General features: G+C 67.7%; 1 protein-coding gene. It reads left to right on the top strand.

Annotated elements, in window-relative coordinates; genetic code table 11:
* Positions 1–269 (top strand): HNH endonuclease signature motif containing protein (locus ACU18_RS20105; RefSeq protein WP_231686148.1); only part of this gene is annotated, 269 nt, incomplete at both ends.

Raw genomic sequence — 269 nt, 5'->3', positions numbered from 1 at the left:
GAACCCGCGATCCTCGACGGCTACGGCCCCATCCCACCCTCCATGGCCAGGGACCTCATCGCCAACGGCGCCGAATCCTTCCACCGCGTCCTGATCGACCCCCGCGACGGCGCACCCCTGGAAATCGGCCGCAAAAACTACCGCCTCACCCCCGCCATGCGCCACTGGCTCCGACTCCGCGACGCCAAATGCACCTTCCCCGGATGCAACAACAACACCCTCGACAACGACGCCGACCACATCCACCCCTGGCACCACGGCGGCACCAC

Source organism: Arthrobacter sp. ZBG10, assembly GCF_001238605.1.
In the GTDB taxonomy this organism is placed as follows: Bacteria; Actinomycetota; Actinomycetes; order Actinomycetales; family Micrococcaceae; genus Arthrobacter.
This window is presented reverse-complemented; position numbering and strand designations above follow the sequence as displayed.